The organism is Algibacter sp., from assembly GCF_049667265.1.
Lineage (GTDB): Bacteria > Bacteroidota > Bacteroidia > Flavobacteriales > Flavobacteriaceae > Algibacter_B.
Window position 1 is genome coordinate 1 of sequence record NZ_JBATHX010000490.1, and the last position, 25,661, is coordinate 25,661.

Annotated in this window: 21 protein-coding genes; 14 read left to right on the top strand and 7 right to left on the bottom strand. The window is 32.6% G+C overall.

Annotation, left to right across the window (positions count from 1 at the left end; translation table 11 throughout):
* On the top strand, positions 1-980 hold a 980-nt coding region (locus tag WBN21_RS16655; RefSeq protein WP_424202279.1), incomplete at its 5' end, for a T9SS type A sorting domain-containing protein.
* Positions 981-1,120: 140 nt separating this feature from the next.
* Here the strand turns inward: WBN21_RS16655 and WBN21_RS16660 are convergent.
* Positions 1,121-2,404, bottom strand: coding sequence for a UDP-N-acetylmuramoyl-tripeptide--D-alanyl-D-alanine ligase (locus WBN21_RS16660; protein WP_424202281.1), 1,284 nt, complete (start codon positions 2,402-2,404; stop codon positions 1,121-1,123).
* Positions 2,405-2,493: 89 nt separating this feature from the next.
* Positions 2,494-4,182 carry a gliding motility lipoprotein GldJ gene (gene gldJ / locus WBN21_RS16665; protein WP_424202283.1) on the bottom strand — a complete coding sequence of 563 codons (1,689 nt, stop codon included), beginning with the start codon at positions 4,180-4,182 and terminating at the stop codon, positions 2,494-2,496.
* A 262-nt stretch (positions 4,183-4,444) separates the two neighbouring features.
* Here gldJ and porU point away from each other — a divergent pair, with 262 nt between their 5' ends.
* The 11 genes from porU (at position 4,445) to WBN21_RS16720 (ending at position 18,808) form a co-directional block, all read left to right on the top strand.
* Positions 4,445-8,329: a type IX secretion system sortase PorU gene (porU, locus tag WBN21_RS16670; RefSeq protein ID WP_424202285.1), complete on the top strand. Its 3,885-nt coding sequence runs from the start codon at positions 4,445-4,447 to the stop codon at positions 8,327-8,329.
* Positions 8,330-8,363: 34 nt separating this feature from the next.
* Complete coding sequence (gene porV / locus WBN21_RS16675) at positions 8,364-9,593, top strand: type IX secretion system outer membrane channel protein PorV (protein ID WP_424202287.1); 1,230 nt, start codon at positions 8,364-8,366, stop codon at positions 9,591-9,593.
* Positions 9,594-9,686: 93 nt separating this feature from the next.
* Positions 9,687-10,169 carry a cytidine deaminase gene (cdd, locus tag WBN21_RS16680; RefSeq protein ID WP_424202289.1) on the top strand — a complete coding sequence of 161 codons (483 nt, stop codon included), beginning with the start codon at positions 9,687-9,689 and terminating at the stop codon, positions 10,167-10,169.
* 185 nt (positions 10,170-10,354) lie between these two features.
* Positions 10,355-11,353: a pyruvate dehydrogenase (acetyl-transferring) E1 component subunit alpha gene (pdhA, locus tag WBN21_RS16685; protein WP_424202291.1), complete on the top strand. Its 999-nt coding sequence runs from the start codon at positions 10,355-10,357 to the stop codon at positions 11,351-11,353.
* Between the two features lie 3 nt (positions 11,354-11,356).
* A complete protein-coding gene (locus tag WBN21_RS16690) occupies positions 11,357-12,991 on the top strand; it encodes a pyruvate dehydrogenase complex dihydrolipoamide acetyltransferase (protein WP_424202293.1) in 1,635 nt (544 codons plus the stop codon).
* A 106-nt stretch (positions 12,992-13,097) separates the two neighbouring features.
* On the top strand, positions 13,098-14,129 hold the full coding sequence (locus tag WBN21_RS16695) for a M20/M25/M40 family metallo-hydrolase (protein WP_424202295.1): 1,032 nt from the start codon (positions 13,098-13,100) through the stop codon (positions 14,127-14,129).
* Complete coding sequence (locus tag WBN21_RS16700) at positions 14,122-14,805, top strand: SDR family NAD(P)-dependent oxidoreductase (RefSeq protein WP_424202297.1); 684 nt, start codon at positions 14,122-14,124, stop codon at positions 14,803-14,805. The genes WBN21_RS16695 and WBN21_RS16700 overlap by 8 nt, the downstream gene beginning before the upstream one ends.
* A gap of 3 nt (positions 14,806-14,808) precedes the next feature.
* The gene (locus WBN21_RS16705) at positions 14,809-15,444 is read left to right on the top strand and encodes an HAD family hydrolase (protein WP_424202299.1); all 636 of its coding nucleotides are present in this window, start codon (positions 14,809-14,811) and stop codon (positions 15,442-15,444) included.
* Positions 15,445-15,568: 124 nt separating this feature from the next.
* Entirely contained in the window at positions 15,569-16,183 is a 615-nt protein-coding gene (locus tag WBN21_RS16710) for a SprT-like domain-containing protein (protein WP_424202301.1), read from the top strand.
* Positions 16,180-17,259: a mannose-1-phosphate guanylyltransferase gene (locus WBN21_RS16715; RefSeq protein WP_424202303.1), complete on the top strand. Its 1,080-nt coding sequence runs from the start codon at positions 16,180-16,182 to the stop codon at positions 17,257-17,259. Before WBN21_RS16710 ends, WBN21_RS16715 begins: the two co-directional genes overlap by 4 nt.
* A 67-nt stretch (positions 17,260-17,326) precedes the next feature.
* Positions 17,327-18,808, top strand: a complete 1,482-nt coding sequence (locus tag WBN21_RS16720) for a DUF389 domain-containing protein (protein ID WP_424202305.1) — start codon at positions 17,327-17,329, stop codon at positions 18,806-18,808.
* On the opposite strand, the gene WBN21_RS16725 is transcribed toward WBN21_RS16720, so the two are convergent.
* Together WBN21_RS16725 and WBN21_RS16730 are read right to left on the bottom strand one after the other, a co-directional pair.
* Positions 18,805-19,572 carry an ABC transporter ATP-binding protein gene (locus tag WBN21_RS16725; protein ID WP_424202307.1) on the bottom strand — a complete coding sequence of 256 codons (768 nt, stop codon included), beginning with the start codon at positions 19,570-19,572 and terminating at the stop codon, positions 18,805-18,807. The two genes, WBN21_RS16720 and WBN21_RS16725, sit on opposite strands and share 4 nt — an antisense overlap.
* On the bottom strand, positions 19,572-20,309 hold the full coding sequence (locus WBN21_RS16730; protein ID WP_424202309.1) for an MlaE family ABC transporter permease: 738 nt from the start codon (positions 20,307-20,309) through the stop codon (positions 19,572-19,574). Before WBN21_RS16730 ends, WBN21_RS16725 begins: the two co-directional genes overlap by 1 nt.
* Before the next feature lie 109 nt (positions 20,310-20,418).
* Here WBN21_RS16730 and pafA point away from each other — a divergent pair, with 109 nt between their 5' ends.
* Positions 20,419-22,089, top strand: a complete 1,671-nt coding sequence (gene pafA / locus WBN21_RS16735; RefSeq protein ID WP_424202311.1) for an alkaline phosphatase PafA — start codon at positions 20,419-20,421, stop codon at positions 22,087-22,089.
* A complete protein-coding gene (locus WBN21_RS16740; protein WP_424202313.1) occupies positions 22,089-22,898 on the top strand; it encodes a DNA/RNA non-specific endonuclease in 810 nt (269 codons plus the stop codon). Before pafA ends, WBN21_RS16740 begins: the two co-directional genes overlap by 1 nt.
* Positions 22,899-22,980: 82 nt before the next feature.
* On the opposite strand, the gene WBN21_RS16745 is transcribed toward WBN21_RS16740, so the two are convergent.
* The 3 genes from WBN21_RS16745 to WBN21_RS16755 form a co-directional block, all read right to left on the bottom strand.
* Complete coding sequence (locus WBN21_RS16745) at positions 22,981-23,832, bottom strand: glycosyltransferase family 2 protein (protein ID WP_424202315.1); 852 nt, start codon at positions 23,830-23,832, stop codon at positions 22,981-22,983.
* 82 nt (positions 23,833-23,914) lie between these two features.
* Complete coding sequence (locus WBN21_RS16750; RefSeq protein WP_424202317.1) at positions 23,915-24,436, bottom strand: methyltransferase; 522 nt, start codon at positions 24,434-24,436, stop codon at positions 23,915-23,917.
* 57 nt (positions 24,437-24,493) lie between these two features.
* Entirely contained in the window at positions 24,494-25,552 is a 1,059-nt protein-coding gene (locus WBN21_RS16755) for a 3-oxoacyl-ACP synthase III family protein (protein ID WP_424202319.1), read from the bottom strand.
* Positions 25,553-25,661 lie beyond the last annotated feature (109 nt).

A 25,661-nucleotide genomic window follows, 5' to 3' on the forward strand; every position in this document is an offset into this window, starting at 1 on the left:
ATGCTAATGTAGTATATATTGAAGCTCAGAATTTGTCTAGTTTAACCTGCATTCAAGTCGATGATGAAAATGCCTCTTATTTAGGCAGCTGGAATGTTGATTCAGCTATTGCGTTTAGTGAAGATTGCGGAGATATTTGGACGGTTTACACATCTGACACTAATTTAGATGCTGCTTTGTCTAGTTATGGTAGTGCAATAGATACTAGTGGAGATGGTGAAATCACTCTGAATGAGGCTGCTGCTTATACGGGTGCTTTAGATTTAAGTAACCAAGGCATTATTAATATAGCAGGTTTACAGGCTTTCACAAGTGTTACAGAAATTAATCTTTCAGGAAATAATATCACAGATTTAAGCGCTTTGTTTGGTAGCAATACGGTTGTTTTAACAAATAAAAGTGCGCAATTTAAAAAGGTGGCTAACTCTAGCTTTTCCATGCTATCGGTTTTGGATGTGAGTAATAATAGTCTTGAAAATTTAGATCTTAGTGAATTAACAACCTTGGTAGAGTTAAATTGTTCAGATAATTTATTAAATAATCTTAACGTTAAGAATGGGAGTAATGCTAATCTTACGATTTTTGATGCATCAAATAATACCTCATTAAATTGTATTCAAGTGGACAATGCTACCGATGCTAGTTCTAGTTTTGGTTCCTATAGCGCATGGATCAAAGACGCATTAACTACATATTCTGAGGACTGTGCTTCAAATAGTACGTTAAGTGCGGATTATAAAGACTTGATACCTTCGTTTTCTTTATATCCAAACCCTGTTAAAAATGTTATTAATTTAAAAACTAATAATATTATAAATAAAGTTGAAATTTATAATATTTTGGGACAAACAATGGGAGTATTTAAAAAGGAATCGTTAACAATTAATCAAATTGATGTGTCTTCTTATCCAAGAGGATTCTACATTTTGAATATTGAAATTAAAGGAACGCTAAAATCGTTGAAATTTTTAAAAGAATAATTAATTTTTTCTGATAAAAATGCACAGAAAAGGGTATTACTGTGAATGTTTTTTTGAAGTAATTGTGATTTTCTTTTAATTTTTTTTTAGTGAGAACATAACAATCCATTAGGTGTCTATTTAAAATTTAGGCACCTTTACTATTTGCTTAAATCAATAAACCGTTCCAAGGCCATGCCTCTGGAGCCTTTTATTAAAAACGTTGTGTTTTCTATTTGGGAGATATCAAATTCGTCTTTAAAATCTTCAAATGTTTTATATTGAATTGATTTTTCTGCGGTTATTTTTGTTTGATAAAAATTTTCACCAATCAAGATTACATCATCGATATCAAGAGATAAAGCCAAATTGGCTATGTTTTGATGTTCAGTTTCAGCCTCATCGCCAAGTTCAAACATATCTCCTAGAATTGCCATTTTTGGACCTTTTTGTTTTTCGAAATTTAATAATGCTGCCTGCATGCTTGTTGGGTTAGCATTGTAGGCATCTAAAATAATTTTATTGGAATTCTTTTCTATAATTTGAGAACGATTATTTGATGGTATATAATTTTCAATACCATTTTTTATATCTAAATCATTAACCTTAAAATAATTACCCATAGTTATTGCTGCAGCAATATTATTATAATTATAATCGCCAATAAGTTGGCTTTGGATATCTATATTGTTATAAAGACATTTTACAAAAGGTTGGGCTTCCGTAAAAGTTAATAAAACATCAACATGGCCTGCTTTATTTCCAAAAGTAAAAATATTCGCGTTTTTAGTTTTTTCAACTTGAATAGGATCATTAGTATTAATAAAAATGTGTTTATTTTTAGAAATTAAATAATCATACATTTCGCTTTTGCCTTTTATAACTCCTTTGACACTACCAAAACCTTCTAAGTGAGCTTTGCCGAAGTTTGTAATATAACCGTAGTCTGGCTGTGCTATATGGCATAATAATTCAATTTCTTTTTGATGATTAGCGCCCATTTCAACAATACCAATTTCTGTAACAGTTGTCATTGATAACAAAGTTAGTGGTACACCTATGTGGTTATTTAAATTGCCAACGGTTGCTGTTGTTTTGTATTTTTTTGATAGTACAGCGTTAATTAGCTCTTTAGTAGTTGTTTTACCATTACTGCCAGTAAGTGCTATAATAGGGATGTTTAAGTATGTTCTATGGTAAGTTGATAATTTTTGAAGTGTATTTAATACATTATTAACAAGGAGTGTTTTGTTTGATGTGTTGAATTTTTCTTCATCAACTATAGCGAATTTTGCGCCACTTTCAAGGGCTTTTTCAGCATAACTGTTGCCATTAAAATTATCGCCTTTTAAGGCAAAAAACATATCACCTAATTTAATTTTTCTTGTGTCCGTGCAAACTGAATTGCATTCTAAAAATAAGGTATGTAAATCTGCTATTTTCAAAAACATGTTATTTGTGATTCTAAAATAAATGTAAATAAAAAAGTCCTAACAAATGCTAGGACCTTTTTATTATTTTGCAAAACTAAAATTTAGTTTTTCTTTTTCTGTTTCCCTTTACTTTTAGATCCAACGCGGGACATTGCGCATCTAAAGCCAATGTAGTCTGTTGCCATATCTTGAGGGAAGTAACGTCTTTGAGCAGGGTCTAACCAATACTCTCTGTCTTTCCATGAGCCACCTTTATAAACTCTTACCTCATCGTTAATTAAAGATGTTCTGTTGTTAGATTTGTCATATTGTTTTACAATATTCCCTAATGAATCCCTAGTAATACTTGGTTTAGGAGAATTGTACATTTTGCTAGTGTTTGATTTTCCACCTTCACTTTCATCATCCCCAAAATTTTCATAATTACGAGATGAACGTCTGTCACCATCTCTAAAGTTTCTTGCGTCACTTTTATCAAAATTGGTTCTTTGGAAAGTTTCATTATCATCAACAGCAACTTGAAGTATTTCACCAGGTAAATTTCTGGCAATTACTTTACCGTTAGATAAAGTGTCAAAAACAATATTATCAGAAGTAACAACTTTTACAGTACCATCTTCGTTTAATGCATTTTTAGTATAAACATTACCACGATAGTAGTTAAAATCGTTAAATTCATCATCAACAATAGGTCTGTAAACATCGGCAACCCATTCTGCAACGTTACCAGCCATATCATATAAACCAAAATCATTAGGGTCATAAGATTTAACTTCGTTAGTGATATCAGCACCATCATCAGACCAACCTGCAATGCCACCATAATCACCTTTACCTTGCTTAAAGTTAGCCATTTGGTCACCACGTATTTTACGCTTACCAGAACGTGTGTATTGCCCGTCCCATGGGTATTTTTTACGACCACGATATAAATTATAACTTCTTATTTCGCTTAAACCTAAAGCAGCATATTCCCACTCTGTTTCGGTTGGTAGTCTGTATTTTGGCGAAATAATACCTGTTTCACGCGTGGCGTAAATACCAGTTTCATTGCCATCTGCATCAGTTCGTACACTTCGTTTTTTTCGTCCATCACCATTGATAATTTCTTCATTACCACCATAAGTTAATGTTGGAGCATTTATATAAGTATCTGTACTAAATGTTTGTTCTGAATCTACATCTGTAATTTTGGCACCACGCTTAATGTAACCAGCTTTTTCTAAGTTGTATTCATTTACACGGTCTGAACGCCAGTTAGAAAATTCAACAGCTTGAATCCAGCTTACACCAACAACAGGATATTCTCCATAACCTGGGTGACGTAAATAATTATCAGTCATAACTTCGTTAAAACCTAAACGGTTTCTCCATACTAATGTATCTGGTAAAGCACCTTGATAAATAGCTCTAAAGTTTTCATCAGATGGCGGATAAACACGTTTAATCCAATCTAAGTACTCCATATACATGGCGTTAGTAACTTCAGTTTCATCCATATAGAATGACTGAACATGCTGTTGATTTGGAGTGTTATTCCAATCATGCATAACATCATCTTGAACACGACCTTTAGTAAAGGTTCCACCTTCTACAAAAACCAATCCAGGAGAAGTTTCTTGTTCTTTGAAATCTGTATTGTACTGGAAACCACCATCTCTGTCGTTAATGTTCCATCCAGTAGCTCTGGAGCTATTTTTTGAACTCGAAGATTTTTTACAACTAGTTGAAGTCACTACTAGTGCTATAACTAATAAAACCTTGAATGCTACTATTTTTTTCATATCCATACTTTTAAGTAAGCTAATAATAATTTTGGTGCTGCAATATAAGAATTAAACCTAATAACGCAAGCTGTTTTATGCATTTTAACCAAAAAATAGTGTATTTCGTCTTGTTTTTGTGCATTACAACGATGTTTTTGACGCTTTAAACTAAACTTTTGTGTTGTATTAACGCATGATTTACTAATTTATTATTGTATTTTTGAATCAGTTTTTAAAATTGTTGTTTTTTTAATAATAACAATCAATTAACTACGTTATTTTACCAATGAAGAAGAAAATTTTATTTTTACTGTTGATGATTTCAACAAGTGCGTTTACGCAACAAAAACAATATAATATTGTTTGGGGTGATTCTCAAAAGCTCTCCGGAGATAGTTTTTCAATTGAAGTACCCACATTTAATAAAGAGCTTTTTAATTACGATTTGGATAAAGGACTCCAATTAAATGATCAATGGGAATCTAAAATTAGCGTTAATGAATCTTCTGCAACACTGTCTAATGTTGTATACAAATCAATTTCTAAGGCAGAATTAAAAGATTTAGATGTTAATACTATTCCGAAAGAATTAAATTTTAGTTTAAAAAATTCAACTTCCAGAAATAAAAAATATGTTACGTTTCAAATAACTCCTATTATTAGGGACGAAAATGGCAGCTTTAAAAAAATCACTTCATTTAATTTAAATTATAAAAACGGTTTGAATGTAAATAGAACTGGAGTTTTTGCTAAAAATAATAGTTCAAAAATCATTTCTAATTCAGTTCTTAATTCTGGAGAATGGTTTAGGTTTTACATCGATACAACGGGTGTTTTTAAATTAACAAAAAGTTTTTTACAAGGTTTAGGCGTTAATGTTAATAGTGTTGACCCAAGAACTATAAAGTTGTATGGTCATGGAGGTAGTATGATACCGTATTCCAATGCCATTGCTTATCCTTATGATGTTCCAGAAAATGCCATAAAATTTACTGGAGAGGCAGATGGTGTTTTTGATGATAGTGATTACATCTTATTTTATGGTCAAGGTCCAAAAGGTTATAACGAAGAAAGCAGAACACATATAAATTGTTACACAGATAAAACATATTATTATATTAATGTGAGTTCCGGAAACGGAAAACGCATCCAGCCTTTAAATCAGCCTACAGGAACTATAGATATGATTGTGGATACCTATGATAATTATCAATATTATGAGAAAGACTCTTATAATCTTGTATCGTTAGGAAGGCGCTGGTTTGGTGATAAGTTTGACGTAGATAATACAAGAGATTATGATTTTGATTTTAAAGACCTAGTAACTTCAGAACCAATAAAGCTATCGGTTTTAATTGCAACAGCCTCTAGTAGTAATAGTCAAATGAATGTAAGTGTTAATGGGGCAGATGTTACAAATATGAGTGTTTCTGGGGTTTCATCTCCAAATTTAGCAAATGGTGCTTCATATTTAGGAAATTTAAATGTGAATTCATCAACTGTGAAGGTAAAACTAGACTTTAATAATTTAGGGAATCCTAGTGTTATTGGATATCTGGATTTTATAGCTGTAGAAGGAAAATGTAGTTTGAAATTTAATGGGAATCAATTTCTATTCAAAAATAATGCTGTTACCTCAGCATCAGGAATTGCACAATATAACCTGAGCAATGCAACAAATCTTGATGAGATTTGGGAAATATCAGATCTTTATAATGTTACTGCCTATGAAAATTCGGATAAAAATGCTACAGTAAGTTTTACATCTTTATTAGGTGTTCAAAAATCTTTTGTAGCATTTTCTTCTTCAGATTATTTTTCACCTAAAATAGATTCAAACAAATCGATTAATAATCAAAATATTAAAGGAACCATTTTTCAAAATAACGTGGGCGTTTTTCAAGATATCGATTATATTATCATAGCACCAAATAATATGGTAAACCAGGCTGAAAGGTTAGCTCAAATTAATAGAAATCAATATAGTTTAAATGTAAAGGTTTTAGGGTTAGATGAGATATATAATGAGTTTAGCTCTGGAAACCAGGATATTGGAGCCATTAGAAACATGGTTAAATATGTTTATGATAATGCAAGTACACCAGAAAACAGAATAAAATATTTATGTTTATTTGGCGACGGTTCCTATGATTATAAGGATAGAATTTCTAACAATACCAATATAGTGCCTTCTTGGTATTCTTATAATAGTTTTAGTTTGGCAACCTCATTTATTTCTGATGATTTTTATGGGATGATGGATGATAATGAGGGCACCATGGTTTCCAATGATAAGCTAGATATTGCCGTAGGTAGAATTTTGGCAGATACGCCGCAACAAGCAACCGAATTGGTTGATAAAATTGAATCCTATTATATTAAAGAGGCTTTTGGTAGTTGGCGAAACAATATTGTGGTAGTCTCGGATGATAATGACAGTAAGCTTTTAGGAGAATTACAATCAACCACAAATGATATTGGTGATTTAATCACGCAAGAAAAACCGTTTCTTAATGTTGTAAAAATTCATACTGATGCATTTCAGCAGGAATCATCTGCAGGAGGAGATAGATATCCTAAGGTTACTAATGCCATAGTTAGTGCCATGGATAATGGTGCCTTAGTGGTTAATTATTTTGGTCATGGCGGAGAGGATGGATTGGCTGAAGAAAGAATTTTATTAAAAACGGATATTGAAGAACTTAGAAATTTTTGTAAACTAAATTGTTTTGTTACTGTAACCTGCGAGTTTACAAGGTTTGATAATCCATTAAGGCAAACTGCAGGTGAATTTAGCTTTTGGAATAAGGACGCAGGAGCCATTGGTTTAATTACAACCACAAGACAGGTTTTTGTTAATTTTGGAATTACTTTTAATGAAGAATTAGGGCAATATTTGTTTTCATATAATGATGATGACACTTATGGTGATAACGAATACCCAACCATGGCAGAAGCTTTAAGGTTAGCAAAAAATGATCCGTTAATTTCTGGAAACAGTCAAAAAAGTTTGGTGTTTTTTATTGGCGATCCAGCAATGAAGTTAGCTTTTCCAAAACCAAGTGTAAGACTTACAAAAATAAATGACAATCCCATTGAAACTGCAACCGATACCCTTAAAGCATTAAGTTATGTGAAATTGTCAGGAGAAGTTACTGATGAGGCTGGAAATCTTTTAAGTAATTATAATGGCACGTTATCAACTACCATTTATGATAAAGTTATAAATAGGCAAACCCTTGCCAATGATGGAATAAGAGATGGAAGTGGCGTAATAATAATGGATTTCGCTACACTTGGAGAAATTATATTTAGAGGCCAAGCATCAGTTAAAGACGGACAATTTGAATTTGATTTTGTGGTGCCAAAAGATATAGGAATTCCTGTAGGTTTTGGTAAAGTGAGTTTTTATTCAAAAAATGACACCTCAACAGAAGACCAAGCAGGAGCAAACCTAAATGAAGTAAGAATTGGGGGTTTAAATGAAGACGCGCCAGAAGATAATATAGGGCCAGTAATTACCTTATATATGAATGACGAAAACTTTGTTACTGGTGGAATTACCAATGAATCGCCAACATTATTAGTTAAACTAGAAGATGCTAATGGTATTAATACCGCTAGTGGAATTGGTCATGATATTGTTGGTATTTTAGACGGCGATGAAACAAACCCGGTAATTTTAAATGATTATTATCAAACAGAAGTTGATGATTATACCAAAGGAACCGTAAGTTTCCCGTTTAGAGATTTAGAGCCTGGATTGCACACATTAACGGTGAAAGCTTGGGATGTTTATAATAATTCATCCATATCTGAAATACAATTTATAGTTTTTGATGAAGACCAAAGTTTAGTAATTAATAACGTGCTTAATTATCCAAATCCCTTTGTAAATTATACAGAATTTTGGTTTAATCACAATAGTTCGGAACCTTTAGACGTTTCAATACAAATATTTACAGTTTCTGGTAAGTTAGTTAGAACTCTAAATGGACAAACCACAGGTGGAATTAAAGCAGCAAGTTCATTATCTAGAAATATGATTTGGGATGGAAGGGATGATTTTGGAGATAAAATTGGGAAAGGCGTGTATATTTATAAACTAAAAGTACATTCTAGTGTGTTGAATAAAACCGTCCAAAAAATTGAGAAACTTGTTATACTGTAATAAAAATTTATATTTGTTAAATAAAATGGAATTCATGAAAAATCAGTTATTAATATTAATAGTATTCACTTTTATTTTTAAAATGGAAGCGCAAACAACTACCGTAGTACCTCTCGATAATTCAAGAGTTATTACAACAGGGCTGCCATTTGTTTTAATTGCCCCAGATGCACGAGCAGCATCACTAGGAGATATGGGTGTGGCAACATCAGTTGATGCTTTTTCGCAACAATGGAACCCATCAAAATATGCGTTTTCTGAAACTAAATCAGGTGTTGGTGTAAGTTACACGCCATACCTAAGTAAATTGGTAAATGATATATTTTTAGGAAACGTAACTTACTTTAATAGAATAGATGATAAGGGCGCTTTTTCGGCAAGTTTAAAATACTTTTCTTTAGGTGATATAGAGTTTGTGAATGATGAATTTTCAGAAGCTTTAGTACAACGACCAAATGAGTTTGCAATTGATGCAAGTTATGCTTTACGTTTATCAGATCAATTTGCAATGTCGGTTGGTATGAAATTTCTAGTTTCAGATTTAAGACTTGATGATGGAAGTGGGAATACAGATGGAGCAAGCACCTTTGGTGTTGATATTGCTGGGTATTACCAAAGTGAAGAGCAAGCTTATTCAGATTATAATGGGAGATGGAGAGCAGGTTTCGCTATTCAAAATATTGGACCAACATTTAAATATACTGAAGATGGTTCAGAGAATTTTCAACCTACAAATTTACGTCTAGGAACAGGTTTTGATTTTATATTTGATGATTATAATAAAATAGCCGTTACTGCAGAGGTTACAAAACTTTTAGTACCAACTCCGCCAGCATTAGGAACAGAATATGTTTTTGATGATAATAATAACAACGGTGTTTATGATTCTGGTGATAATTTAATTAGTGAGAATGAAGTAATAATTGGAGGCCAGTCGCAAGATGTTAGCTTTTTGTCTGGAATGTTTCAATCTTTTGGTGATGCCCCAGACGGATTTAGCGAAGAGTTAAAAGAGTTTACATGGTCATTAGGTGCTGAATATTTATATCAAGACTCCTTTGCCTTTAGACTTGGGTATTTTAATGAAAGCGAAGAAAAAGGTGCTAGAAAATTTTTAGCATTAGGTGCTGGTTTTAAGGCAAATGTTGTTAATATAGATTTGTCTTATTTGTTTTCAGCATCAAAAATTCAGAGTCCATTAGAAAATACCCTACGATTCTCTTTAACCTTTAACTTTGGAGCCGGAGAATATATGGAATATTAGAAATTTTTAAATTAAATGATATTAAACTATTGCTATTTAGCAATAGTTTTTTTGTTTATGATTGTTTTTTAAATTTATTGAATACATTTGATTATGAAGGAAATAAAAATAGAATCTACTTTGTATGTTTTTGAAAATTTAGGAGAACTTCCTAATGACGTTTTCAAACTTATGGAAAAAGCTGTTGCGGCAAGAAAAAAAGCTTATGCACCATATTCAAATTTTAATGTAGGAGCAGCTATTCTATTGGATAATGGCGAGGTAGTTTTAGGAAGTAACCAAGAAAACGCTTCATATCCATCTGGGTTATGTGCAGAACGTACAGCTATTTATTATGCCGGATCTCAGTTCCCGAATGCAAAAATTGTTCGTATGGCTATAACTGCAGGTTCAAAAAACAATAAAACGTCAAAACCAATTCCACCATGTGGAGCATGCAGACAAGCCATCGCCGAGTACGAGATAAAACAGCACACACCTATAGAAATATATTTTATGGGCGAAACTGGTGCCATTGCCAAATCAAATTCACTCGCAAATTTGTTGCCTTTAGGGTTTGATAAGAATGTGCTTTAAATGTTTTTTATTCAAGATATATAAGTATTTACTAAAAAATAATAGTAAATAATTAAATAAATACGTTTCCAGTTCTATTTTTAAATTTTTTTATACTTTAGTCAAGTAGTGTTTTTGCAATACAATACAATGTGTTACTTTTGTATTCCGCTTATTAATTAATAATATTACTCAAATAATATTCAATGAAAAAAATCACAAAAGAGGTTTACCTTAATTGGTATGAAGAGATGTTATTCTGGAGAAAGTTTGAAGATAAACTTGCTGCAGTATATATTCAACAAAAAGTTAGAGGATTTCTTCATTTATACAATGGTCAAGAAGCCGTATTAGCGGGTGCTTTACATGCAATGGATTTGACTAAGGATAAAATGATTACTGCGTATCGTAACCACGTACAGCCAATAGGCATGGGAGTTGATCCTAAACGTGTTATGGCAGAATTATTTGGTAAAGTAACAGGAACATCTCAGGGAATGGGTGGTTCTATGCATATTTTTTCAAAAGAATTTAGATTTTACGGAGGTCATGGTATTGTTGGAGGTCAAATACCTCTAGGTGCTGGTATTGCTTTTGGTGATAAATATCATGGTGTTGATGGTGTAACCTTGTGTTGTTTTGGTGATGGAGCTGCACGTCAGGGATCATTGCACGAAACATTTAACCTAGCGATGCTTTGGAATTTACCAGTTGTCTTCGTTTGTGAAAATAATGGATATGCTATGGGAACTTCGGTTTCAAGAACAGCGAATCATACAGAAATCTGGAAATTAGGTTTAGGTTATGATATGCCTTGTGGTCCTGTTGATGGGATGAATCCTATTAAAGTTGCTGAAGCTTTTGATGAAGCTATTTCTAGAGCTCGTAAAGGTGGCGGACCAACATTTTTAGAATTAAAAACATACCGTTATAGAGGACACTCTATGTCCGATGCACAGCATTACAGAACGAAAGATGAAGTAAATGAATACAAGAAAATAGATCCTATTACCCAGGTAATGGAGGTTATTCTTGAAAAGAAATATGCTACAGAAGACGATATTAAAGTTATTGATAAACGTGTGAAAGCACGTGTTGCTGAATGTGAGAAATTTGCAGAAGAATCTCCATTCCCCGACAAGCAACAATTATACGATATGGTATACGAACAAGAAGATTATCCATTCATTCAACACAAAATATAAGTTATGGCAATAGTTGTAAATATGCCACGTTTAAGCGATACCATGGAAGAAGGTACCGTTGCTGCTTGGTTAAAAAAAGTAGGAGATAAGATAGAAGAAGGAGATATTTTAGCTGAAATCGAAACAGATAAAGCTACTATGGAATTTGAATCCTTCAATGAAGGTACCTTGCTTTATATTGGTGTTCAAGTAGGTGAAACTACTAAAGTAGATGAGCTTTTGGCTATAATTGGTGATGAAGGTGAGGATATTTCAGATATTATAAGTGGAGGCGGTAACGCTTCCGCGGAAGCGAAAACAGAAACAGTTGAAGCTGAACCAAGTTCAGAAGCTCCTGCCGAAACTAAGGCGGCTCCTGCTGCAAGTGCAGCATTACCTAAAGGTGTTATTGTTGTTACTATGCCACGTTTAAGTGATACTATGGAAGAAGGAACGGTGGCAACTTGGTTAAAGAAAGTTGGCGATAATGTTGATGAAGGCGATATTTTAGCCGAAATTGAAACAGATAAAGCAACCATGGAATTTGAATCATTCCAATCAGGTACTTTATTAGAAATAGGTTTAAAGGAAGGCGAATCTGCAAAAGTGGATGCATTATTAGCAATAATTGGTCCCACAGGAACAGATGTTTCAGGCGTGGCCGCTAATTTTTCAAAATCTTCTGCTCCTGCTAAAGCTGAAGCACCAAAGGCTGAAGTTAGTAAAGAAGCACCAAAAGCAGCTCCAGCAGCAGCATCGGCTCCTAAAAAAGCGAGTGCACCGGCACCAACGCCTGTTACTGCAAACGGACGTGTTTATGTGTCACCTTTAGCTAAAAAATTAGCAGAAGAAAAAGGAATAAACTTAACTAAAATTCAAGGTTCTGGGGAAAATGGTCGTATCGTTAAACGCGATATTGAAAATTACGAACCTGCAGCTTCGGCAGCATCAGCTGGTAAATTTGTACCTTCAGGTCAAGAAGATTTTGATGATATTGATAATTCCCAAATGCGTAAAGCAATTGCGAAAGCTTTAACAAACTCTAAATTTTCTGCACCGCACTATTACTTAAGTGTGGAGTTCGATATGGAAAATGCTATTGCTTTCCGTACACAATTTAACTCTATTCCAGATACTAAAATTTCTTATAACGATATTGTTGTTAAAGCGTGTGCTTTAGCATTAAAGCAACATCCACAAGTAAACTCACAATGGTTTGCAGATAAAATGCGTTTAAATAACCATGTTCATATCGGGGTTGCTGTTGCAGTTCCTGACGGATTGGTTGTTCCTGTAGTACGATTTGCAAACGAGCAAACCTTACCACAAATTGGATCAGCGGTTAGAGACTTAGCTGGTAAAGCTAAAAACAAAAAACTGACTCCAGACGAAATGCAAGGAAGCACATTTACGGTGTCTAATTTAGGAATGTTCGGTATCGATACATTTACATCTATTATTAACCAACCTAATTCAGCAATTCTATCCGTAGGAAATATTGTTGAAAAACCGGTGGTTAAAAATGGTCAGATTGTAGTTGGGAATACCATGAAACTATCTTTAGCATGCGACCACAGAACGGTTGATGGTGCTACAGGAGCTTTATTCCTTCAAACATTAAAGGGATTTATTGAGAATCCTGTGACTATGTTGGTGTAAAGTTGATTGTCATTCTGAACTTCATTTAGAATCTATAATATTAAAAACCTGTTTCATAATAATTGAAACAGGTTTTTTTTATCTTTAAACCTTAATAAAATATAATATGAAAAAGCTATTAATAGTGGGATGCTTTATAGCATTTTTAATTGGTTGTAAATCATCAACAGTAGTTATAAATAATGATAATCCAAGCGAGAATTTAATCCCAAAACCTACTAAAAGTGATGTGATTCTTCCATCCCCAAAAACAACAGATAAAAGCAATTATGCCATTTTAAAAAACATTGAATTTTCACTTCAATATTTAGCTTCAGACGAACTAGAAGGAAGAAATACTGGAAGCGAAGGCATTGAAAAAGCTGCGGTATTTATAGAAAATCAATTCAATCAAAACAATATTAAACCATATTTTGAAACTTACAGGGATAGCTTTAATATTGAAAAAATTATTGGCTACAATATCGTTGGTTTTATAGAAGGAAACGATCCCGAATTAAAAAACGAGATAGTAATTCTTGGTGCCCATTACGATCATATCGGTACAGCAGAGGAGATTGAAGGCGACGTTGTTGCAAACGGAGCTAATGATGATGCTTCTGGAACTGTGGCTGTTATGGAGTGGGCAAAATATTTCGCTAAAACAAAAAGTAATAAACGAACTGTATTATTTACGCTCTACGCTGCCGAGGAAATGGGCTTGAAAGGTTCTGGTCATTTGGCAGAGCTTCTAAAAGCAAAGAACATGGATTTATATACCATGATAAATTTTGAAATGATTGGTGTGCCTAGGGCAGATAGTGAATTGATGGCTTATATTACTGGCTTTGATTTATCGAATATGCCAGCAAAGCTAAATGCATATGCAAACGAAGAAATAGTTGGTTTTTTACCACAAGCAAAGGCTTATAATTTATTTCAGCGCTCAGATAATTTTCCGTTTTATAACGCGTTTAAAATTCCAGCACATGCCATTTCAACTTTCGATTTCACAAATTTTGATTACTACCATCATGTTGATGATGAAGCCGATAAAATGGATTTTAATCACATGACGAGTTTTATTAATAAAATGATTCCTGCTCTTGAAGGCATGATAAATGCGCCAACTAAAGAAATAAAAATGAACAATGAGTAAAAATATTATTATTACAGGTACTAGCAGAGGAATTGGGTTTCAATTAGTTAAATTATTAGCCAAAGCAGGACATAACGTTTTGGCGCTTTCGCGGAATGAAAAGCCAATGGAAACCTTGGGTTATGATAATATAACATCGTTTTCTTTCGATTTGAACGATCCGAAAGCCTACAAAGAAGTTGAAGGTTTTATTAGTGAAAACTGGAATCAAGTGGATGTGTTGATTAATAATGCAGGTTTGTTACTTAATAAATCATTTTCTAAAACGAGTATTCAAGATTTTGAAGCCGTATATAAAACTAATGTTTTCGGTGTGGCTGAATTAACAAGGGTTACGCTGCCATTTATGAAAAAAGGCGGACATGTAGTTACAATTAGCTCCATGGGAGGTGTACAAGGTAGTATGAAGTTTCCTGGTTTAGCGGCCTATAGTTCAAGTAAAGCTGCAGTAATTACTTTAACAGAATTGCTTGCTGAAGAGTATAAAGATTCAGGCATTGCTTTTAATGTTTTAGCCCTTGGGGCAGTTCAAACAGAAATGTTAGAAGAGGCTTTTCCTGGATATCAAGCGCCAACTTCGGCTAAAGAAATGGCTGAATATATCAAAGACTTCTCCCTCACAGGGAATAAGTATTATAATGGGAAACTTTTGCAAGTCTCTAGTTCTACACCCTAATTTATGAGTAAATATAAATGCATAATTTTTGATTGCGATGGCGTTCTTGTAGATAGCGAAACTATTGGAGGAGGTGTTTTGGTTGATATGGCAAATAGTTTAGGGGCAAATCTTAAATTTGAAAATACAAACAAATTATTCAAAGGCAAATCTCTTGAAGATTGTATGGGAATTATTTCAAAAGAAGTTTCAAAACCGTTGCCAAGTTCGTTTGAATTGGAATATAGAGAAAAAAGCTTTAAGGCTTTTAAAGAGGGAATCCAACCCATTAATGGAATTGCAGAGGTCTTGAAAAAATTAAAAGTACCTTTTTGTGTAGCTTCTAGCGGACCAGAAAGCAAAATTCGCTTGAATCTAGAATTAACAGGTTTATTGCCCTTTTTTGATAGCAATATTTTTAGTTGCTATACCATTCAAAAATGGAAACCAGAACCCGATGTTTTTCTTTGGGCATCAGAAACAATGGGTTTCAAACCTAATGAGTGTTTAGTAATTGAAGATAGCATTTCTGGTGTAAGAGCTGCCAATGCAGGAGGATTTGATGTTTTCGGATATGCAGAACATGATTATAATAATGAATTACGTTTTGAGGCTACCAAAACTTTTAACCATATGGAAGAGCTTCTGGGATTTCTGTAATCCATAAAATATTGGTTAATATGTATGATTTGTTGGATAAATAATCTATATTTTTGGCAATATATCGACTGTTTTCTGATAAATTATAATTAAACCATTAAAGGAATCTACTATTTAATCACTAATGCATAACCAATTACAAGAATATATTCCTGCGAATGCCACGCCTTTAGTTTTAAAGCTTTTAGAACATGATAATTTGTCGATTAAAGTAAAGACCGAACGAAAAACACGCCATGGTGATTATAGAAGTTTACCTAATGGTAAACATCAAATAACCATAAATTCAAACCTAAATACGTATCGTTTTTTAATTACATTAATACATGAAATTGCGCATTTTGAAGCTTATAATGCTTATAGTAAACTAATAAAACCTCATGGAAAGGAATGGAAACGTACGTTTCAACATTTAATGTTGCCATTTTTAAATCCTGAAATTTTTCCTAATGATTTACTGCCATTATTAGCTAAACATTTTAAAAATCCAAAAGCATCTAGCGATACAGATGCGCCATTAGCCTTAGCCTTAAAGCAATTTGACGAACCTAATAATAAAACTTTTATTTTTGAAGTACCTTTGGGTGAACGTTTTAAATTGTATAACGGAAAAGTATTCCAAATGGGAGAAAAACGTGTAAAACGTTACGTTTGCCAAGAAGTTAAAACAGGGCGAATTTATCTTTTTAACCCGAATGCAGAAGTAGAATTAATGAACCAAATAACCCAAATAAAATGAATAAAAATTATTATGCCATATTAATGGCCGGAGGAGTAGGATCTAGATTTTGGCCAGTAAGTACTAAAGATTTTCCGAAACAGTTTCACGATATGCTTGGAACAGGTGATACTTTAATTCAAAAAACATTTCACCGTTTGGCAGATTTAATACCTAAAGAAAATATTTTCATTTTAACTAACGAGCGCTATAATAATTTGGTTTTAGAACAACTGCCAGATGTTAAACAACGTCAAGTAGTTTTAGAACCTGCCATGCGAAATACAGCACCTTGTATTTTATATGCATCTTTAAAAATTCAGAAGGAAAACCCAGATGCCGTTATGATTGTTGCGCCCAGTGATCATTGGATTGAGGACGAAAAAACGTTTTCAAAAAATGTTCAGCAGGCTTTCGATTTTTGTACTGAAAATGATGCATTAATGACTCTTGGTATTCAGCCAACATTTCCAAATACCGGTTATGGTTATATCGAATTTGATGAATCAAATTCTTCAAGCATTAAGACTGTAAATCAATTCCGCGAAAAACCAAACTATGAAACAGCTAAAGGGTTTATAGCACAAGGAAATTTTTTATGGAATGCTGGTATTTTTATGTGGCGTGCGAAAAGTGTGGTTGAAGCTTTTAAAAATAATCAACCTGGATTGTTTGATTTATTTGAAAAAGGAATAGCATTATATAATACTGACGCTGAAGAAGATTTCATAAAAGAGAATTACCCAAAAGCAGAAAATATTTCTGTTGATTATGCTATCATGGAAAAATCAACCAATGTAAAGGTCATTGTTGCAGAGTTTGATTGGAACGACCTTGGAACTTGGGGAAGCCTTTATGATAAATTAGATAAAGATGAATCTAATAATGCCGTAGTTAATGCAAGAACTTTGGTTGAGGATGCTTCAGGAAATATGATCAGAACTAAAAACCACAAAATTGTAGTTATTGATGGCATCAAAGATTATATTATTGTGGATAAGGATGAAGTTTTGCTTATCTTTCCTAGGTCGAAAGAACAAGATATAAAGAAAACACTTCAACAAGTTAAAGACAAATTTGGAGAACAATATGGATAGGATTTAATTTGTTTTTTAAGTTTTTGTTCTTGGATTTTTGAATTTAATATTTGTAATTTTTTAAGTTATGAGTGAAGAGAGTAAAGTTAATTTATCAGAAGAGGAGGCTAATGCTGAAGCTTTAAAAAACGAACAAAATGTTGAGCAATCTAAAGAGGAAATTAAAAAGGATGCTCAAGGACTCTTACATAGTTCAAAAAAGTTTTTAAGAGAGCTTTTAGACTTTAGACATGATACTGATAGAGATGTAACTATTCAAGCAATAAAAAGTGATATTCCGTTTAAGGGAGCCACAGCATGGATTTTAGTTTGTTCGATATTCGTTGCGTCAGTTGGTTTAAATGCTAACTCTACTGCTGTTGTAATTGGAGCCATGTTAATTTCTCCATTAATGGGACCCATTTTAGGCATTGGATTATCTATTGCTATTAATGATATTGATACGCTTAAACGGTCATTAATAAACTTAACAACCATGATTGTTTTAAGTTTATTAACGGCCTTTTTGTTTTTTAAATTTTTTCCGCTCAGTGAAGATACAAATGAACTTTTAGGACGCGTAAAACCAGATATTCGCGATGTTTTAATTGCCTTTTTTGGAGGATTAGCATTAATTATTGCTAGAACGAAAAAAGGCACAATAGCTTCTGTTATTTTCGGAGTTGCAATTGCAACAGCTTTAATGCCACCACTTTGTACAGCTGGTTATGGTTTAGCAAAAGGCAACTTTGTGTATTTTGGAGGGGCAATGTATTTGTTTACAATCAATACGATTTTTATTGCGTTAGCTACCTTTTTAGTTCTAAAGTTACTTAGGTTTCCTATGCTAAAATATGCTAATTCTAGAAAAAGATTGTTAGTTTCTAGATTGGCTACATTGTTAGCAATTATTGTAATGATTCCGGCAAGCATAACCTTTTTTGATGTTTTAAAGGAAAGTAATTTTAACAAAGATGCCATGGATTTTATTGAAAATGAATTGGCAGATTTACCTCACTATGAGTATATTAAAAAAAATGCCATTTATTTATATGTGAATACAGACAAAAGTGAAATAATACTAAATACTTTTGGTTTAGATGAAATTCCAGAATCAACAATTTTACTTTTACGTAGTAGGTTAAGTAATTATAGCGCGTTATCAAATAGTGAATTAATAGTTAACCAGAACAAATCTAAAAACATTGATAATTTTAAATATATGGAGGAGCTTAGAACTAGAGATTCTTTAGATTTATTATCACAAACTCAAAAAATAACTTATTTAGAAACTAAAGTTGCTCAGCTTTCGAAATTTGAGAAAAATTATATTGATTTTGCTGAACTAGCAAAGGAAGTGAAAATAAACTATGAAATGATTGATCAGTTTTCATATGGTAATATGATTAATTCTAATTTTACTAAAACAGATACCATGTCAGTTTTCTTCGTAAAATGGAATGATTCTTTGGCAAATGAAGATGTAAGAATCAAGGATAAACAAAAACTAGAAAAGTGGTTAAAATTAAAACTTAAACGAGATACTTTAATTGTGAATAGGATAAATTAGTTGTTTTCTTCCAAATACATTTTACGTACTTTTTTAAATAGATTTGAAGAGTAAACAAAGTCTGTTACCACTTCGTTATCAGTTTTAAAAATGGTTTTATTCGAGCCTTCCCATGCTTTTAATCCATTTTTCAAGAACACAATTTTTTCGCCAATTTCCATAACCGAATTCATGTCATGCGAATTTATTACTGTCGTAATTTGGTATTCTTCGGTTATTTCTTTAATTAAATTATCAATAACGATAGCTGTTTTTGGATCTAACCCAGAGTTTGGTTCGTCACAAAACAAGTATTTGGGTTTGTTAACTATAGCGCGTGCAATGGCAACACGTTTTTGCATACCTCCAGAGGCTTCACTTGGCATTTTATTATGAGCATCGTCAAGATTTACACGCTTTAAAACAAAATCTACACGATCTTGCATTTCACTTTTACTTTGTTTGGTAAACATTTGAAGCGGAAACATAACATTTTGAGCAATTGTCATGGAATCGAATAGTGCACTACCTTGGAATACCATACCTATTTTGGCTCTTAGATTACGTTTTTCATCTTCAGAAAGCTGTGAAAATATTTCGCCGTCATAAGATATGGTGCCTTCTTCATATTCAAACAAACCCAATAGACATTTTAAAAATACCGTTTTTCCAGAACCGCTTTGCCCAATAATAAGGTTTGTTTTTCCTTTTTCAAAAGTGGTGCTTATCCCTTTCAAAATTTCAACATCTCCAAATGATTTATGTAAATTATTAACTTCTATCATTAGCTTAATAATATTTGGGTTAGGAAATAGTTTAAAATAATAATAACAACACTAGTCCAAACAAATGATGTGGTACTTGCTTTACCAACTTCCAAAGCTCCACCCTTCATATAATAACCATGAAAAGATGGGATTGTTGCCAAAACAAAGGCGAATACAAAGGTTTTTATAAAAGCGTAAACTACATGAAAGGTTTCAAAATCAGTTTGAATTCCAGTAATATAATCTTCAATAGAGCTAAAACCACCATAAACGCAGGCGGCCATTCCTCCTAAAATACCTAAAAACATGGCGATAGAAATAATAAAAGGATATAATAGCATGGATATGAATTTCGGAAAAACTAAGTAGTTAATGGAATTTATACCCATAACTTCCAATGCATCTATTTGTTCTGTAACACGCATGGTTCCTATGCTTGATGTAATAAACGACCCAACTTTACCGGCCATTATTATAGACATAAATGTAGGGGCAAATTCAAGTATAATAGACTGTCTTGTCGCAAATCCAACAAGGTATTTTGGTATTAATGGGTTATCAATATTAAGCGCCGTTTGAATGGTAACAACACCACCAACAAAAAATGAGATAAATGCCACAATTCCAAGTGAGCCAATAATTAAATCGTCTATATCTTTAAGAATCAATTGCTTCATAACCGTCCATTTAGTTGGTTTCCGAAACATTTCTGCAATCATTAAAAAGTAAGTGCCTATATTATGTAGGTATGTCATATTCAAATTTGTAACTGCTAAAGTAAAAAAAACTTATACCATTTTAACTTTAATTTTAAATTATGATGTTTTAAAAAATGTATTTTTGAAAATGAAAATTATACTTATCATGAAAAATATATTTTACTTATTTCTTGCGCTTTTAACTTGCTTTTCATGCAAGGCCCAAAACTTAGTTAATTCTGAAATTATTGAAGATAATGAAAATCCAAAACTTGTGGTTGGGATTGTTGTTGACCAAATGCGGTATGATTATTTAACACGATTTAATAATAAGTATGGTGAAGGTGGTTTTAAACGCTTGATTAACGAAGGTTTTAATTGTAAAAACCATCACTTTAATTACATACCAACTAAAACAGGGCCTGGACATACATCAATTTATACAGGTACTACTCCAAAGTATCATGGTATTATTGGTAATGATTGGTTTGATAAAGCTCTAAGTAGAAATGTTAATTGTGTGGAAGATAATGAGGTTACGCCTGTTGGAACAGTAAGTAATGATGGTAAAAAATCTCCTCATAGAATGCTAGCAACAACGGTAGCCGATGAAAACAGGTTGTTTAATCAAATGCGAGCCAAAACTATAGGTATTTCATTGAAGCATCGTGGTGCTATTTTGTCAGCAGGTCATACTGCCAATGCTGCTTATTGGTTTGATTATGAGCATAATGGTGAAGGTAATTGGATAACTAGCTCTTTTTATATGGATGATTTGCCAAAATGGGTAATTGATTTCAACACTTCAAATGCGGCCGAAAAATATTTTATAGAATGGAACACGTTATTTGATATAAATAGTTATACGGAAAGTGGAAGCGATTTAAATACGTTTGAAAGAATTTTTAATGGAAAAGAAACATCAACATTTCCTTATGATTTAAAAGCATTAAAAACTGAAAATGGTAACTTTGATATGATTGCTGTAACCCCATTTGGTAATAGTTTAACAACGGATTTTGCAATTAATGCAATTGATGCTGAAGCTTTGGGGAAAGATGAAATTACAGATGTATTAACAATTAGCTATTCTAGTACAGATAAAGTTGGGCATGATTTTGGGCCTAACTCTATTGAGGTTCAAGACACTTATTTGAGATTGGATTTGGATTTGGAAAGATTATTTAATGCTTTGGATAAAAAAGTAGGTAAAGGTGAATACACAGTATTTTTAACATCGGATCATGGAGCTCCAAATGTTCCAAATTTCTCAATTTCAAATAAAATTCCTTCAGGTCTTTTTGATGAAAGTAAAATGTTTGATGAAATGAATTCATTTTTGGAAAATAAATTTAAAGTTTCTGGTTTAATTTTAAGTAGAATTAATAGTCAAATTTACCTTAATCATGAAGAAATAAACGCTAATAATCTGGATTTAGAAGATGTAAAAGAAGTTTTATCACTTAAATTATTAGAATATAGACTCATCGATAAAGTTTACATAACCTCAGAAATAAATCAATTTGAGGAGCATGATGGTTATTTAGAAACACTTCTAAAAAATGGACATAATCAAAAGCGTTCGGGAGATATTTTGTTTGTATATAATCCGGAGGTTTTTAAAGATACTCCTTGGAATAGAACAGGAACAGATCATCACTCAGGATTTAACTATGATACGCATGTGCCTTTATTATTCTTCGGGAAAGGAATCATACAAGGACAGACCTTTAAAAGAACTGAGGTTATTGATATTGCCCCAACAATATCTGCACTTTTAGGAATTAGTTTCCCAAACGCCAGCATAGGTCAACCTTTAGAATTTGTTTTTGATTAATGAATAGACGAACATTAACTTCAATAGTCATACTTGTTGTTATAATAGGTGTTTATGGATATGAACATTTTTTAGGTGAAGAAGAAAAAGCCGAAATTATAACTGAAGGAAGTGTAACTAAAAGTGATACTAACGAATTTTTTTTACCAACCAGTACAACAGGACAAATAGTACATCATGAAGGTTACTCGTTATCTTATAGCGAACCCAACGAACAAGCAGAATGGGTAGCCTATGAGTTGAAAAAATCGCATCTTTCAAATACCAATTTCAAACGTCCTTATTTTGAAATTGATAAAGCTGTAAAAACAGGTGCCGCTAGTTGGAGGAATTACAAAAATTCAGGTTATGATCGAGGACACCTCTGTCCTGCTGGTGATAGACGCTATACGCAAGCGGCACATGATGAAACCTTTTTAACCAGTAATATAACGCCTCAAGAACATCAATTTAATTCTGGAATCTGGAATTCCTTAGAGCAAAAAGTACGCTATTGGGCAGGGAAGTATGATGGTGTTTTTGTAGTTACAGGAGGCGTTTTAAAAGGAAATATGAAAACTATTGGAACCGAACACGTATCGGTTCCTAATCAGTTTTATAAAGTGTTGATAGATAATAATTCCGGTGCAACAAAAATGATTGCGTTTTTAATGCCGCATAAAGATTCAAATAAACCGTTGTATGAATTTGTGGTTTCTGTTGATGCTATAGAAAAATTAACAGGAATAGATTTTTTTCCGGAGTTAGAGGATTCCATCGAAAATAAACTGGAAGCTTCAAGTAGTTATAAAAATTGGAGTTTTAATTAGAGTGTTTTTGTTATTCCCTCGAAGGAGGGAATCTTTTAAATTGAAGTCACATATTGTCCTTCCAGTTCTGGAGTTTTGAATTTTATTTTTGGAATTTATTGATAATCCCTTTCCATCGCAGTTTTCTAATAAATTCACCTTCTTCATCAGAAACTAAAAAATCAATGTTACCTCTTTTAGCTTTAAAATAGCCAGCCATATAATCTTTGAACAAAGTAAAGCTTCGTTTCTTATAAGCCAATTTCAATGCAGAAATTAAGGTAATTGTAAAGCCATAACGCATTTTATACATGGCTTCACCTTGTAAATATTTTGATGCTTTGTTGTAACTTATTCCTGTTGGTTTTAAGTGTTTAACGTTTAACGACTCATCAGTTAAAATTTCCCAACCGTAATATTTGGCCAGCAATTCATCAACCGTGTCCCAACCCATAGATGGTTTTAATTTTCCAATTTCTAAAAAACAAGCTTTCCTGTAAGCTTTTAGGGCACCGCGAATATGGTCTTTGTTAGTTAAGTTTTCCAAAATCCATTTACCGTCTTTTTCAATATAACAAAACCCTGAAGCCATACCGAGTTTTTCATTGTTTTTAAAATGAAACGCTAATTGTTGTAAATAGTTATCAGGAAAAATTAAATCGGCATCAAACTTACAAATCACATCAAAATCATCATCTAAAATTTCAAAACCTTTATAAAAAGCATTAATAATTTTCGAACCTGGTAAATGTTGGTTTGATGATTTTTTATTAACTAAAGAAATAAAGGGATGCTTTTTAGTAAACTCCTCAACGATTGTTTCAGTTCTATCGGTTGAATTATCATTAACAACCACAATTTGCTTTGGTTTTAAAGTTTGATTTACTAAAGATTGGAGTGTTAAACCAATAGAATCAGCCTCGTTGTGTGCAGGAATGATAATGTAGAAATTCATGTTGTAAATTTCAATATTTAAAATCCAATTGCCAATTATTTAGAGCGCAATCTTTTGAAATTCAGATTTTGTTAATGGCGTTTTAAACTCTTTCTGCGTAAACAATGTAATAGCGCGGCGTAAACCATCTTAAAATAGGCCGGATACCAATCTTTTTAGTTGGGTTGGTCCATTTTTGCCTATCCATAATTTTCCAACCTGCTTTTTCAAGTAACCAATCGAATTGCCAATCTTCAAATTCGTGATAATGTCTGTCAAGCAAATCTGTTTTGCTTCTATATGCTGAAGAAAACCATAATTTAAGAGGCACACTTGCTACTAATTTATCAGATTTTATTGATTTTAAAACGGTAAAAGGGGAGAGCAGATGTTCGAAAATTTCAAAAGCTGTAACAACTTCGGCTGTTGAATTTTCAATTTTTGAAGTATCAATATCTAAATCTTCTCCTTGAGTATTTTCAACTTTATAATCATGTTCCTTCATGATTTTAGAAAAAGGATTTACGACTCCCAAATCTAAAATAGATGTGTTTTTTGAAACGTGCTTTTCTAAAAATTCAATAGTATGTTTAAAACGCTTATTCGGAAAAGTTTTCTCGTACATAAAAAATACTAAATTTCATTTCCGCGAAAGCGAAAATCTCAATATACCTATTAAAAACTATTGCTTATAAACAATAGCATTAATATTCATGCCCGCACCAACACTTGCAAAAATGATAACATCGCCTTTGTTGATTTTTTGGTTTGCCATGTCACCATTTAAAATAAGATCATATAAAGTAGGCACAGTTGCTACACTCGAATTCCCTAATTTACCGATGCTCATGGGCATAATACCTTCTGGCATAGCCAAACCATAAAGTTCATAAAAACGTTTAACAATGGCTTCATCCATTTTTTCATTGGCTTGATGGATTAGAATTTTTTTAACTTCAGAAATATCAATGCCACTTTTATCAAGACAAGATTTCATAGCCAAAGGCACATTTGTTAATGCAAATTCGTAAATTTTACGACCATACATTTTTATGTAACGGCGATTATCATTTTTAATAGGATTATTAGTTTCCCCAAAGTATATAAAATGCGCTTCGTCCAAAGCAAAAGTAGCCGATTCGTGAGCTAATATACCGCCTTCATCATTTGTTGCTTCAATAATTACTGCGCCAGCACCGTCGCTATAAATCATAGAATCCCTATCGTGCGGATCTAAAATACGCGATAAAGTTTCAGAGCCAATTACTAAACATTTTTTTGCAATGCCAGCTTTTATAAAAGCATTGGCTTGAATAACACCTTGAACCCACCCAGGACATCCGAAAAGTAAATCGTATCCAACACATTTTGGGTTTTTAATCCGTAATAAATGTTTCACTCTAGAGGCAATACTTGGCACCGTATCACTTTGAATACTGTCATGTCTAACATCACCATAATTATGAGCAACTATAATATAATCTAAATCTTCACGGTTTATTTTAGCATTTTCTATGGCTTTTTCGGCTGCAAAAGATGCTAGGTCTGAGGTGTTTAAATGGCTTTTGGCATATCGACGTTCGTCAATTCCAGTAATGGCTTTAAATTTTTTTACAATAACGTCATTTGGAGCTTTTATGGCCGATCCATCACTATTTAAAAATTCATGATTATGGAAGTCTTCATTTTTTTCAATTTTCGCTGGGATATAGCTTCCTGTTCCAGTAATTTTGATATTCATATAAATAGAAATTTACTATCTTGTTATGCGTGCATCCTAAATTACGCAGGTTTTAATTAATAGCAATTCGTGTTTTGGTTAAAATTACGATGTTCAACGTGTGAAATCA